This is a genomic window from Mucilaginibacter sp. P1_D10 (assembly GCF_056406215.1).
In genome coordinates this window covers 147,744-162,062 of sequence record NZ_JBFUAP010000012.1, presented here as the reverse complement: position 1 = coordinate 162,062, position 14,319 = coordinate 147,744, and the positions used below count along the sequence as shown (strand labels likewise).

The 14,319-nt window shown below is 48.2% G+C and carries 10 protein-coding genes; 1 reads left to right on the top strand and 9 read right to left on the bottom strand.

Features of this window, described 5'->3' with window-relative positions; genetic code table 11:
• Nucleotides 1-17: 17 nt before the first annotated feature.
• The 6 genes from AC1DYT_RS19440 to AC1DYT_RS19415 form a co-directional block, all read right to left on the bottom strand.
• On the bottom strand, nucleotides 18-839 hold the full coding sequence (locus AC1DYT_RS19440; RefSeq protein ID WP_477471188.1) for a hypothetical protein: 822 nt from the start codon (nucleotides 837-839) through the stop codon (nucleotides 18-20).
• A gap of 71 nt (nucleotides 840-910) precedes the next feature.
• The gene (locus tag AC1DYT_RS19435) at nucleotides 911-1,306 is read right to left on the bottom strand and encodes a hypothetical protein (RefSeq protein ID WP_477471187.1); all 396 of its coding nucleotides are present in this window, start codon (nucleotides 1,304-1,306) and stop codon (nucleotides 911-913) included.
• Nucleotides 1,307-1,624: 318 nt separating this feature from the next.
• On the bottom strand, nucleotides 1,625-3,694 hold the full coding sequence (locus AC1DYT_RS19430) for a prolyl oligopeptidase family serine peptidase (protein WP_477471186.1): 2,070 nt from the start codon (nucleotides 3,692-3,694) through the stop codon (nucleotides 1,625-1,627).
• 1,113 nt (nucleotides 3,695-4,807) lie between these two features.
• Entirely contained in the window at nucleotides 4,808-6,091 is a 1,284-nt protein-coding gene (locus AC1DYT_RS19425; RefSeq protein ID WP_477471185.1) for an MFS transporter, read from the bottom strand.
• A 5-nt stretch (nucleotides 6,092-6,096) separates the two neighbouring features.
• On the bottom strand, nucleotides 6,097-6,321 hold the full coding sequence (locus AC1DYT_RS19420; RefSeq protein WP_477471184.1) for a hypothetical protein: 225 nt from the start codon (nucleotides 6,319-6,321) through the stop codon (nucleotides 6,097-6,099).
• Between the two features lie 123 nt (nucleotides 6,322-6,444).
• A complete protein-coding gene (locus AC1DYT_RS19415; RefSeq protein ID WP_477471183.1) occupies nucleotides 6,445-7,035 on the bottom strand; it encodes a TetR/AcrR family transcriptional regulator in 591 nt (196 codons plus the stop codon).
• A 669-nt stretch (nucleotides 7,036-7,704) separates the two neighbouring features.
• On the opposite strand from AC1DYT_RS19415, the gene AC1DYT_RS19410 reads away from it, so the two are divergent.
• Nucleotides 7,705-9,054: a polysaccharide deacetylase family protein gene (locus AC1DYT_RS19410; protein ID WP_477471182.1), complete on the top strand. Its 1,350-nt coding sequence runs from the start codon at nucleotides 7,705-7,707 to the stop codon at nucleotides 9,052-9,054.
• A 593-nt stretch (nucleotides 9,055-9,647) separates the two neighbouring features.
• Here AC1DYT_RS19410 and AC1DYT_RS19405 read toward each other — a convergent pair.
• From AC1DYT_RS19405 to AC1DYT_RS19395, 3 genes are all read right to left on the bottom strand, one after another.
• Entirely contained in the window at nucleotides 9,648-11,393 is a 1,746-nt protein-coding gene (locus AC1DYT_RS19405) for a tetratricopeptide repeat protein (protein WP_477471181.1), read from the bottom strand.
• 114 nt (nucleotides 11,394-11,507) lie between these two features.
• Nucleotides 11,508-12,800: an MFS transporter gene (locus AC1DYT_RS19400; RefSeq protein ID WP_477471180.1), complete on the bottom strand. Its 1,293-nt coding sequence runs from the start codon at nucleotides 12,798-12,800 to the stop codon at nucleotides 11,508-11,510.
• 126 nt (nucleotides 12,801-12,926) lie between these two features.
• Nucleotides 12,927-14,309 (bottom strand): M20/M25/M40 family metallo-hydrolase, encoded by a 1,383-nt coding sequence (locus tag AC1DYT_RS19395; RefSeq protein ID WP_477471179.1) that lies wholly within the window; start codon nucleotides 14,307-14,309, stop codon nucleotides 12,927-12,929.
• Nucleotides 14,310-14,319 lie beyond the last annotated feature (10 nt).

Sequence of the window (14,319 nt, the reverse complement as noted above, 5' to 3'; positions counted from 1 at the left end):
TATGTGGTTGTATGGGCTTAACACCCCACATAGATATGCATCCCAACAACCTTAAGCAGGTTTTTACCAGTCGCAGGTTTAGACAAGTAAAGCGTTGGCCGCTCCACATTGTAGTGATTGGTCGTATCAAAAATCATGTCAGGACGGCCGTCGCCATCTATATCGCCAACAAACCGCACCGTAACCATAGCATCGTCAAAACCCGATATGTAAACCAATTGCTGGTTGTAGGCCACACCGTTAATGGTTGCTTTCAGGTAAAGTTTGTAGTTTGCTACATTGTAAAAATCATCATTGATGGCCATGTTTTTACCCGTGGCATAAAGCGTGTAATCGATATTTTGATAGCTGAAATGCTCCGAGTTACCGGGCATCAGCATTTGGCTTTTTAGTTTAAACGGGATAACAGGGCCGCTTTTGATATAGTCGGGTCCCGAGATGAGGATGATGGCACTGTCTTTAACAGAAGGGGTAACTTCCCAGCCGGTTTTTTCCGACGCATCTTCATCCACAATTTCGTCGTGCGCTTTTGTGATGGCCACATTCGTAGCTTTGGTATAATAACCACTGGCTGATTTAAAAAGTCCCATCCATGTACGTTTTGCATACTTGGGCTCAACTTCATCATGGTGGCTAATAGCACCGGTAGTTAAAATATACGCCGGGTAAATGGTGTCGATAGGGATTTGCACACGGTTGTCTGGTACGTAGCCTTCGGCTTTCTTAGCATGGCTCAACTGTGTTTTAGCAAGCCTTTTTGCAGGAGCTTGCTTTTGGGCTGCGTCCCGGCAAGCCAGTAAACCAAACAAAATACAACAAACCGGAAATAATCTTTTCATCGTTTTACGCCCACACCGTTAGAGTGGGTTTGGCTAATTTATCAATTGTTATTTATAACTCAACAGAGTAGCTATTTAACCTTGTTTCTATCCGATTTGAACGGTATGGCAGAAACCTGATAATCATCATCATAAATTATATAGCCCGTTTTTTTTGTTGTTGTAACCTCTATTACAATTCCGTAGTGATACAATACTTCACGGATATCATACACTTTTTTGATATGTTCTTTGGCCGTATCTTTAAACCAGGACAAAGAAATAGATTCCGGGTTTTTATTTTTGGCATTAGAAAATTTATCGGGAGCATCCAGATTATTATTAAACCAATCCCTTAATTCGGTCAGTGTTTTTACATCTTCATCACTTGTAAGTGAAGACTCTCTGACAAACCGAAGTGCGCTGAACAAGCCTGTATGGTTCTCACCATATTCGTTAACAAATTCCGTAGTGAATCGTATATACATAGCTACTTTAGCCGGGTTTAACTATAAATCTGAATAAGTGCCTTAATTATGTGTTTCAAGGTCTCATAAGACGAGCCCTCTGCCCGCTTGATTACTTTGCAAGCCGGCCACTCTTCTTATGGGATGCCGAAGTAAATTCGGAAAGGAAAACAACACCGTTTGTCATGCTGAGGCACGAAGCATCTAATCAACACAAAGCAAATCGGCTATGTATGGTGGCTATTAGATCCTTCGTGCCTCAGGATGACAAAGAGGAAGGCAGCCTGGCTATACATGGCGGTCAATAGATCCTTCGCTATCGCTCAGATGGCGCATGGGCTACATCCCCAACTGGTTCATCACATACTCAAAAATAAACGTCCAGTTATCGATGGATTGCTGGGTGCTTTGGCCGCTGCCGTGGCCGCTGTCAAAATCCATGTGGAGGATGATGGGGCTTACCTGGCCGGGGTTGTTTTGTAGGGCGGCTACGAATTTTTTGGCGTTCATGGGGTCAACCCGGGTGTCGTTGGCACCGGCGGTTACCAGCATGGGCGGCACGTTTACGCCTTCGCGGATGTTGTGGTAAGGCGAGTAGCGCAACAGCCATTGAAACTGCTCCGGATTCTCGGCTGCGCCGTATTCTGGTATCCAGTAACGGGCTATCAGGAATTTGTGGTAGCGGAGCATATCCAGCAGGGGTACTTCGCATACGATGGCCTTGAACAGGTCGGGCCGCTGGGTGGCGGCGGCGCCCATCAGCAGGCCGCCGTTGCTGCCGCCAAGGGCCACAATTTTGCTGGTGTTGGTGTATTTCTCGCGCACCAGCCACTCGGCGCAGGCATAAAAATCGTCGAAGCTGTTTTGCTTTTTGGCCAGCATACCATCCAGGTGCCATTGCTCGCCAAACTCGTCGCCGCCGCGGATGCCAGGCTCTACCACAATGCCGCCTGCGTTTACGAATGGCGCGTAAAAGCCATAGTACCGAGGTTTGATACCCGCCTGGAAGCCGCCGTAGGCGGTTAGCAACACCGGGTTATTACCATCCATCTTGATATCCTCGCGGTGTATCACAAAGGCCGGTACGCGGCTACCATCTTTACTGGTGAAGAATTTTATTTCGCCAACTATATTGCTCATATCCACCGGCAGGTGCCTTTGGTAAAACAGGCGCCATTTGTAGTTAGATGGTGATGCCACGTAGGTTTTTGGCGTGGAGGTAAAGGTAACCAGCGATATATAAACCGAATCCAGGTCGCGATCGTAACTTACGCCGCCAATGCTGCCTTGCTCGGGTAGGGGCATGGCGCGCAGCTTTTTGCCATTCAGATCGTAAATGGTGAGGCGGCTAACCAAATCGTGCTTATCCTGTACGATGATGCTGTTTTTGGTGAATACGCAGTTCTCTATTACGGTTTTGCCTTCGGGGATAAGCGTTTTCCAGTATTTGTAATCGGGTTTGGCTTTATCGGCCACCATCAGGCGGTAATTGGGTGCGTTATCGTTGGTGAGCATGTACAGTTTATCGCCAATGGCTTCGGGGTAGGCAGAGAATTTCTTGCTGCTATAGATCAATCGGCCATCTTTAAGGCTGCCGGTTGGGCGTATCTTCAAGCTGTTGGAGTAGAAATCGCCATCACCGCTGAAAGTAACATCGCTGTAGCGGTTGTCGTAAATAAAGTAATTGTCTTTAGCATCTTTGGTGGTACCTATAAACACGGCTTTATCTATCGGGTCGCCAATTTTTAGCAGGTAGGTTTTAAGCGGGGCCTGCTTGTCCACGTCTTCCTGACTGCGCAGGGTGATGTAGGCGTGCTGCTGGTCTTTGGTCCACTGGAAACCGAATACGTTGTTCAGTGGCGGGTGTATCTGCTTGCCGGTGCGGGTATCAATAAAGTAAACGGTGTTTACCTCGGCACCACTTTTTTGTGCGCTGATGGCGGCGCGCTCGCCATCATAGGTATAATTGATACCGCTGGTTGATGTTTTCCCTGTGCTATCCAGCAGCACAGGATCCCATATCAAAACCTTTTTGCCATTGAGGATGGTGTAGGTGCGGCCCTGCTTATCGCCTTTTAGTTTAACCGTCTGGAAAACGCGTTTGCCCACGTTGTTTAGCGGGCCTTCGTAATCCATATTAAGGTAGGCGGCAATCTTCTCCTTTAAGTCGGGATGGATTTTTTGCGTTTTGGCCAGGTAATCTACGCCGTAGTCGTGCTGTTTTTTGGTCCAGTCGATTACCTGGGCGTCTTTTTTATCTTCCAGCCAACGGTAGTTATCGGTAAGGATAACATTGTGCAGGGTATCGGTAACGGGTATGGCTTTTGTTTTGGGCGGATCGAATTTTTGCTGTGCGTTTGCGGCCATAGCGGCAGATATAGTAAGGGTGAGGATGAGTAATTTTTTCATTGTGCGGCGATTAGGATTTGAAGGGTGAATATAAGGGTTTTTAAACACAAAGGGCGCAAAGGTTTTGCAAGTGGATTGGCACAAAGGGCGCAAAGATTTTAAAAGTTACGGCACGCTCAAGCGAACAGAAATGTATATTAGGACATGAAATCAACCAAAACCATTATCACCTGTATCATTCTTCTAATGGCCCTGTGGCAGGGGCCGCTCATATATTATTATTGTAGCGGCTTCCGGGCGATGTTATTCCTGCCTCCGTACATGGCAGTGGGGTTTGCCTTATCCGTTTATCTTGTCATCAAACTTCGGCACAAAGAATCAAATACGCCATTCATCAGAGTTGGTTGCTTTGTAGGTATAAGTTTGGGCATAGCAACATTGTTTAGCGAAGATGTAGTTGAACATATAGACTGGGCATTACGACGAGGCACGAGAAATGCTATTGTTGAGCGTGTAAAAAATGGGGATTTTAGGGGCGATCATCCGTCTTGATTTGATTTCCCTCCGATATCTAACAGCGACGGCGGTGTTTTTGTAGAAAAGCCGACAGATAAAACGGTATCGGTAACGTTTTATATCAATTCGGGGTTTCTTGACCACTATTCGGCATTTGTTTATACCAACGACGCGGGAGAAATGAAATCGATAGAGGAATGGATAAGCGATGGCAAACGCCCTGGGTTTAAAAAATTGGATGCGAATTGGTATAGGGTGAATTATTAGTAACATGCCCCGTAAGATACTATGTCGAATGTACTGCCACCGCAGGGTCCATTTCAAAGTTTAAGTTAACCCACAAAATGCTGTGTTTAAACGATATCGTTACTGCATACTTAATATCATAAAACGTTCCTATGGAACGTAAAATGGACGGTTTACATGTTTCTACCTATAAGCCGTCCCGAAGGGACGAAGAATGTAAATGCGTATCCCTTCGGGATACCTTATGGGTAGAAAAAGAAAGATATAAAAGCGCGTTCCATGGGAACGCTTTATGGGTTCTGACGATTTTATGGGTTAACTTAAATTTTCAAAGAGTCCCTGCGGAGACATAAGAGAAGGAGCACGGCGGGCGGCTCCTTCGGCTTTCGGACTTCAGACTCCCCGACTTCATTATACGCCCTCGCTCAGCACAGCTTCTGCCTCGGGTATCACATCCTTTTTGTTTGCCATCTTTTTCTTGGTGAGCTTATCTACGCGCAGCATGCCCAGTATACTCAGTATCGATATTACTACGATTACGTAGCCCACTACATCGTAATGCACCAGCGGGCTGTAATTTGTTTTTTTGGTTACGATCATCCCGGCCACCACTGCTGCAATGCCGCCGGCAATTTGCTGCAATGATGAGTTGATACTCATGAACGCGCCACGGTCGGCCATATCGGGGATGGCGCTGGTAAGAGCGCTGGAAGGTACCATGCGGCTCATTACGCCCATCATCATCATCACGTTCAATATCATTACCAGCCAAAGCGGTGTGGGGCCAAGGTTGGTGTACACCACGCACATAATCATGGTCCATACCGATGCGGCCATGAATATCTTGAACTTGTCTATCCTGTCGCTCAACTTACCCACAATCGGCATAATCAGAAGGGTACTAAGGCCCGATACCATGAACAGTTTGAATAAGTCGGCGTTAGGTATTTTCAAATTATTCACGGCGAAGGCGGTGCCGAAGGGCATCATCATGAACCCGCCGATAGATAGCAGGGCCGTAGCAACAAAACCCACCTGGTAATCGCGCTTGATGGCGGTATGCCACAAGTGCAGTATGGCCGATTTATCCTTCTGGATGGCCAAATGCGCAGTTATAGGTTTCAGGTAAACCGCAATGGCTGTAACCGCAGCTATGCCGATGGCTGCCACCATCCAAAACGGCGCTTCCCAGCGCAGCAGGTTGGCCAGGTACAGACTGATGGGTATGCCCAAAACCTGGCTGGCACCGAAACCCATCTGTATAAAACCCATTACTCGGCCGCGTTGCTGCAGGCTGAAGATATCAGTGATGATGGCCATAGAAACTGAGCCGATAACCCCGCCGAACAGGCCGGTGATAATGCGGGCCGCTACCAATGCGGGGTATGATTGCGCCATGCCGCAAAATATGGTGCCTACGATAAAGCCGCAGTAGAAAAACAGCAGCAGTTTCTTACGGTCGAACCTATCGGCGAAACCTGCGGTAAGCAAGCCGGATATGCCCGCGCTAAAAGCGTATGCCGATACCGCTACACCAAAGGCCTGCGGCTTAAGGCTGAGCGATTTCATTAGCATATCGCCCAGGGGGCTCATCACCATAAAATCCAATATCACCGTAAACTGGGTGATGGCTAAAATAAATATCACGAATTTTTGGTAGCCTGTAAAAGGTACCGAGGGCTGTTGTGCTTGCATTGTTGTTATAATAATTCACAGCAATTATAGCCGTGATGGGTTATCAGTTCTATTATTTGCGCGTGGCGCAGGGTGTACGATATTACCCGCAGTACGCAGTCTTCGTCCTCAATATCTACGCTCCATTTTTCTACGCCTGGCGTACTACCAAGCATGGCACATACCGAAGCCTTATCCGCTTCGCCGCTGATATTGGTTTTAAAGAGTAGTATGTGGCAAAAATCTTCCATCGTATTCAATTTATGTTGTAACTATCGCCATGCGCATAATTGGACAACGCTGCTAATTTCTTTTCCCTGCCGCTTACCCTTGTTGACGATTGAGGTTGCGAAACGTTGTACAAACTGGCGATATTATTTTTTAAGGGCTTTTACAACCAGCCTAAAAGTTTCCCATAACACCTCATCAGTAAGTTTAAAGGGCATGCCACCAAGGCTCTGACCTTCGTAATCGAACCGGGCGAGGGCGTATAGGGGCGAAAACGCTACCGACCAGTAGGTTTCAAACGGCACCTTCTCTATCTCGCCCCGCGCTATTACGTTATGCATGAATTTTCCCATCATTTGCTTAAATTCCGTAAGGAAACCGGCAAGGAACTTCTCCTGGTAGCTGGAACTCCGCAACTGATCGAAAAACATGCTCAGGTTTGGGTGGTCTTGCATAAACTGGTAGCGGTTTTTCCATTGTACGCGTAAACCCTCCTCAAAAGAAGCATCCGGGTCGAAATCCTTTATCAAAGCATCACTAAAAAGCTTGCCGCCTTCAGATGCGATGTTTATAATAAGGTCGTCCTTGTCTTTATAATAGATATAAAGCGTAGCCACCGATATACCACAGGCCTTGGCCAGCTTGTTCATGCTGAAGCCTTCCATGCCATTTTTTACGAATAACTGGATAGCCATTTCTTTAACCAGTTGTTCTTTGCTATTGTCTCTTGTGCGCATACTCGATTATCTGCCACAAATATAAATGAATGTTCATTTATTTATCAAGAAAAAAATATTTTTTTGCGAAAAATTCAAACGCATTAAGCATGTTGCCATGAATCAGGAAAAACAGGCGTATTGGTCACGGCCTTGCGGAGGAGGAATTGTTTACTGATGCGGTACCTGGCAGATGTTGCTTTTATTTTACTTAGCCTGCGGTTGAGATAGCTTTGGCTGAGCAACAAAAGGGTAAAGCCGGATAAGAGTTTTATTACAGGCACTAAGCTGGCGGGTGCATTCTTATTGGTGAAGCCTTGCTTGCCTGTATGCGAAGAAGCCTTATCGCTGACCGGCTGGCCAATGATATTTAAAACGGCTAATAAAAGGATGAGGACGATTAAGATACGGGCAATCTTTTGTATTATTACCGCAGGCTGCTTCTAAGCAATCTATAATTGCGATAAGGTTTAGGGGTGCCATAAAGATAGGCCACCATTTTCAAAAAAAAAACACGTACTAGTACCTGTTTTCACCCTAAATTTAGGGTGAAAACACGGTATGAAATGCAGAATATAGTATTATAGCCAAAGCTACATAGGGTTTGCCCGGAAGTGCGTTACGTGCTAAACCAACGCAGCGCACCGTATTTTAACAGTACATTTGATTTTATAAACCAAGAAACCAAATATGAAGAACTTGTTGCTTGCCACTGCATTGTTATTTGCTGCACAGGTAATTTTTGCCCAGCAGCCCGGCACAACAACCATAACCCGCTGGCCCGGCGATAAAACGGGTGCCGTATCCATCACCTTCGATGACGGATCGATAAACCAGTTTAAACGGGCGCTCCCTATCCTTAACCGGCTAAAGCTGAAGGCCACCTTTTTTATCATCACCGGGCAGATACCCGGCTCAAAGTATGAGGGCAAGTTCATAGGCCGGCCCGTTAAAGACATTATCGCCGAAACTGCTACTATAGCTACCGATAGCAATAATTTTTACGAACGCGCGTCGGCAGCAGGCTACCTGGGGCTGGTTGGCCCTTTAGATTATCATTACCAGGCGGGCTCGCTTATAGATGCCGGCAAACCCCAGCAAGCCTATCGCGTGATAGACGAACTGTACAAAAAAGTGCGTAATAATGAGTTTAAGCCCGGTACACAGCACAACACCGAATATATGGACGCGCAGGGTACCACCTGGGCCGATATACGCGAATACGCTAAGCAGGGACACGAATTTGCCAGCCATATGATAACCCACCCTCGCCTGGCCGCGCTGGACGAACCTAATATGCTTTACGAAATGCAAAGCAGCCGCCTGGATATCCTACGCGAGTTGGGCCCGCAGTACACCTTTTCGGCCGAAGGACCTTTCGGTACCGAGAACGAGCGCGTAATGGGCTATCTGCACCAGGTGTATCCCGCCATGCGTAACCGTATGCCCGAGCCCTGGCTCAAAGAAATAAGCCGCAGTAACCCGGCAAACCCCGGCAATACCGATAAAGAATATATCCAGTTTCAGCGCGGGGCCACTACCAAAACGCCCATGCGCATGATGAAAAGGTGGGTAGATATCACGCTGAAGAGGAATGATACCTGGCTGGTGCTTACTTTCCACGGCGTAGATACCGTTGGCTGGGAAGCGCTCACCCATCAGCAACTGGATAATTACTTCAGCTACATAAAAGCTGCGGAAAGTAAACTATGGATAGCCACATTTGGCGATGTTGCCCGCTACATCCGCGAACGGCAAAGCGCCAAAGTTGCCGTAAAGGCAACAACGTCATGGCGGATTTGGATAGAGTTGATGCAGCCGCTGGATAAAGCAATGTACAACCAGCCGCTTACGCTTAAAACATATGTACCTGCCGATTGGAAGGAGGTGCAGTTGGTACAGGGAGGTTTTTCGGTCGCAGCTATTATACTTAAACCGGTACCTACTAACAACGGTGGCCTGCCCTATGTTTTATACCAGGTGAAACCCGATGCTGGTGTCATAACACTAACGCACGTCTCGCGGAACGATCATAACTGAGCGGTATGCGCAGTTCGATGGGTGTATGCGCCATATACATAAGAGCGCTTGTAGCAACTACCGCATTCGTATCGCCTTATAGGCAGCCAAAATAAGAATAGCTTCATCCAAAGGGGGCGTTTTGCCCGATGGTTCAACATGCCGATGGCGCATTTGGGGCATTTATGTTTGTTGTCTTTTGTTTCCATATGGGGTATTAGTAAACGTTGAACTTATTGACCGGGGGCTTGCAAATGCTCGAAAATTGCTGGTAGCTGTTGGGATAAGGGATAATGCATGCGGCTGTTATCCCAGGATCCCTGGCAGATGCAATTGCAAGCTGGGAATGCAGCAAATTCGGATATCCGCCAAAACGCATGCAACCAACCACGGCGACTGAAAACCTCGCGGCAAATGCCTTAAGGCCATCGCTGATGACAGTATAAATATACGGGTTTTGCATAATAATTAAAACATCGCTCATTAATTAATTACAAACAAGTGTTTAACGCATAAGAATTATATCTGAACGGCAAATATGGTGCTCAGTGCGCCTAAAACGAGAATATATGAGGGGGACAAAAGGAGGACAAATTGGCTAAGGGGCCGCGTAACTACAACTTGGCTATTGCATCTTCTATTTCCTGGCCCGCTTCCAGCTCCATTTTTTTACGCAGGCGTTGCTTGGCTTTTTTAACGCCATCGGTAGTGATGCCAAGCATCCCGGCCATCTCGCGGTTGTTGAGGTTTAGCTTAAGCAGGGTAAGCAAACGTATATCGGTATCGGTAAGGTGCGGGAATTTGTTGCGCAGGCCATAAAAAAAAGCAGGGTGCACATTGCTGAACAATTTCCTGAATTCGGCCCAGTTCTCATCCGTCATGATATGGGCTTTCATCATATGCTCCAGTTCGCGGGCATCCACCTCGTTTACTGATCGTAGCTTAAGCTTTTCAAGTTCGTTCTTAAACTCTTCTATCAGCAGGTTTTTCTGCGTCAGGTTTTCGGTGTAGCCATGCAGTGCGGCTACGGCGTTCTTCAATTCCTCATCCAGCCGCAGTTTTTCAGATGCCAGCAGGGCTTTGTCTTTATTGGCCTTAAGGCGTTGGCGGTTATATATCAATGCCAATATCACCATCAGCAACAGCAAAACGATGATGACGGTATTGCGTTTGTACGCGCCGAGTTCGGTCCTGCTTTTAAGGTGGCTCAGTCGTGCCTTGCTTTTATCTACTTCCCATTGCAGCTGTACCCGTTCAACGGCGGCCAGGTTATCGCGTTTCTCCAGGCTATCTTTAGCCAGCACATACTTTTGCCGGTATTGCACACCGGTGGCTTTGTTGCCAAGCTTGTTGTTCAGCAGGGCTTTCAACTCAAAATAATCGGCGCGGTATCTTAGCTCGTCGTTGCCCGCGCTTAGCAGCAAGGTATCGGCGGTGTTAAGTTGTTGGGTGGCCATGGTAAGGTTTCCGCCATCTATATTTATCCGCACCAATCGCAGCAGCGCCATGGCGGCATTGGATTTTTGCTTGTATTTTAACGATACCACATAATCTGTTTGTACCAGCGGCAATGCTTTTGCGTATTGCTGCTGCATGAAATACACCGAGCCTATATTGCCGGTAGTTATGCCAATCCATGCACTGTCGCGGGTGGCTTGCGCCATGGCGTGGGCCTTTTGGAAATACCGCATAGCGATTGCATAATGGTGCGTGTTGCGGTAGCAGAGGCCGATGGTATTCAACACGTCTATCCGCTGGTGCGATTGGGGCTGCTGGTATTTAAGGGCAAGCATCAGGTTTTCGCGCGCGGTGTCGTAATCGCCTATGGCGTAATAAAAATTGGCTACCTGGTCAAAATAAAAGGCTATTCCCGGCACCTTTCCGAAACCGATTTCGCGGAATTTCTCTTGCGAGAACAGGAAGTTGCGGCAGGCGGGGATGTTTTGTTCGTATTTGCCAAGGTAAACCGCAAAGCGGTGTTGGTAAACGGCAGCCTCCAGCGGCAAGTCGTGTTCCTCCGCAAAACGGATAGCCTTATCGTAATAGCTATCGCTTGTGGTGTTGTATTGGCGCTTTGCAACGTAATAATCGGCGCGCATATCTAACACGGCGCATTGCAGGGGCAAATCGGCTATTTGTAGGGCAATATCGTTAAGCCCATCCAGGTTTTGCATGGCTGCTGCTTCGGCCATTTTAAGGCAGTTGGCCTGGTATATTTTGCGGGCGGCTTCAACGCGCTTATCTGCAGGGGCGGTTTTTATAGATGCGAAGGGGATGGGCCCATCAGTTGCGGGGTTGCTTTGGGCAAAGGAATGGACTGCAGGTATCAGCAGCATGCCCGGCAGTAGTATTAAAAGCAATAAAATACGTGGCGGTAACCTCAACATTTATAACCCAAAGTATCAGGGCATAAATATAGCTATTGTGGTATATCCTTAAAATTATATTATCGGCACAGTAATGCTATGCCGGGCTTAAGCCGTTTCTTTAGCGGCCTCCGGCGCGTGTATCTGGCTAAGCGACAAAGGGATGAGCACTTTGGTTTTAAGGTAGGTGATGCTTACGATAAGCAATGTCATGCTACCGCCGAAGATTACTGCCGGCACCGTGCCCAGCAGCCTGGCAGCCGTGCCCGATTCAAAGGCACCGATCTCGTTAGAGGAACCGATGAACATGGCATTCACCGCCGATACCCGCCCGCGCATATGATCTGGCGTGAGCAGCTGCATGATGGTGCCGCGGATAATTACGCTCACGCTATCGAAGGCACCTTCGGTAAACAGGAAGAACAACGACAGGTAGAAGCTTTTTGAAAAGCCGAACCCGATAATGGAAAGCCCGAAACCGGCAACCGCAATAAGCAGGTTGCGCCATGGCTTGCCCATAGGCGAGAATCGCGCCATGGCCAGCATCGTAAGCACCGCACCTGCCGACGACGTGGCCCGCATAATGCCCAGCCCCTCGGGCCCAACCTTCAATATCTCATTAGCAAAAACCGGCAGCAAGGCTACAGCGCCACCGAAGAATACCGAGAACAGATCCAGACTCATGGCACCTACCATCATTTTGCTGTTGAACACGAAACGTATCCCCTCTGAAAGGCTTTTGCCGATGCTTTCCTTCGGCACGAATACAGGCGGATAGGAGCGTAACAGGTAAACCAATACCAAGGATATCAGCAGGAAGGCCAGTATGGCCATAAAGGTAACCGTTATGCCCAGGTAGCCATAAATAAGGCCGCCAGCTGCCGGTCCAAGGATCGACGCTATCTGCCAGCTGCTGCTGCTCCAGGTGGCGGCGTTGGGGTAAATTTCTTTAGGCACACTTTGGGTGTATATCACAAACGTAGCCGGGCCGTAAAATGCGCGGGCAACGCCGTTAAAAAATATCATCAGGTAAATGATGGGGACTATCCAATGTACGCCAATGTACTTATCGGCATCTTTAAGGGTAATCAGAAACATCACCAGCGAGGAGAAGAATACGCCAACAAATACCCACAAAAGCATCTTTCGCTTTTCGGATTTATCGGCAATGTAGCCGCCGTATAAAGCAGCGCCTACCGCGGGGATGGCTTCGCAAAGGCCCACCAGGCCCAATTTAAAGGGATCTTTGGTGAGGTGGTAAATATAAAAACCGATGATTACGGCTTGCATTTGGTAGGCGAACGTAAAGCAAAAACGCATGCCTACGTATGAGCGGAAATCTTTGTGCCGCAGGGCGGCGAATGAGTCTATCCGGGGGCTTGTACTATCTCCTTCGGGCATAGATGGGATGTTTTGATTGAAAGCCGCAAGTTACGAACCTCTTCATTAATAAGGTTATTGTAGCGGGTTTTGTTACTTTAATATAACAAAAAAGGCGCGGTGTGTGCCGCGCCTTTCTATAAGTTTTTATAATCCGTGCTGGTCTATCAGGTAAACCAGCGAGGCTATTGCTGCTGCACCAAGCTCCAGCTCGCGTTTGTTCACGTTCTCGAAAACATCGTTTGATGAGTGATGGATATCAAAATACCGCTGCGAATCGGGCCGGAAGCCGATGAGCACAATAGCAGGCCTGGTTTCTTTCAACGGGCCAATATCTGTACCGCCGCCACCGGCAATAAGACGGTCGGCCTCGTAAGGTTCGAACAGCGATTTATATTTATCGTTGATGGCTTTCAACTGCGCAGCCGGGATGCCCTGGAAGCTGAAGCCGCGCGGGGTAAAACCGCCCTCGTCTGTCTCAATGGCTGCGATATGGTCCTCGTTGTTCTGGGCGGCTATCTCGGCGTATTTAAGGCCGCCTTTGTGGCCGTTCTCCTCGTTCATGAAGAAAACCGCGCGTACCGAGTTTTTTGGTTTGTAGCCAACGGCTTTGAATATTCGCAATACTTCTACAGATTGCATTACGCCGGTGCCATCGTCATGCGCGCCCTCGGCCAGGTCCCACGAATCGAGGTGCCCGCCTACGGTGATGAATTTATTAGGGTTTTCGCTGCCGGTAATCTCGCCGATAACGTTGTATGATTTTACGTCGGGCAGGGTTTGGCAGCTTTGTTTAAAGTAGAATTTGATCAGCGGCAGTTTGCGCAGCTTGAGCATGTTGCTCAACTTATCGGCTGCCAATGTTGATATGGCTGCAGCCGGTATCTTCACGCCACCTTCGGCATAAACGGTGCCCCCGGTATGCGGGAAATCGTCAAGCGCCGAACTGATGGAACGAACGATAGCGCCAACCGCACCATATTTGGCGGCCGCCGATGGCCCTGCGAAACGCTGTATGCCCGCCGAGCCATAACCGGCACCGGTTTCAATGAAACGTTGGTCGAATGGGCCGTTGAAGAAAACGATTTTGCCTTTGATAACGCTTTCGCCAAGCTGGTCCAGTTCTTTAAGGCTTTTTACTTCGATAATATTAGCAGTGATGCCTGCCGCCGGCGTAGCAACCGACATGCCCAGGGCCGCGATGGGCACCTTGATGCGGGTTTTGCCATCGATGATATAAGCCACTTCTTTTTCGCCGCGTACCCAATGCGGTACCATGCACTCCTGCAGGTACACCTTGTCGAAACCGTAGGTGTCCATGAGTTTTTTGCTCCACTCTACCGATTTTTGCGCACCGACTGAACCGCTTAAACGGGGCCCGATTTTTTTACACAGGTAGCGCAGGTTTTCGTAGCATTGGCCGTTGACCAGGGCTTCATCGTACAATTTGCGCAGCATCAATGAATCTTGCTGCGCCTGCGAGGCGGAAGCTGTAGCTAATAAAGCAAAGAGGAGTAAGAATTTCTTCATGTGGATGGGT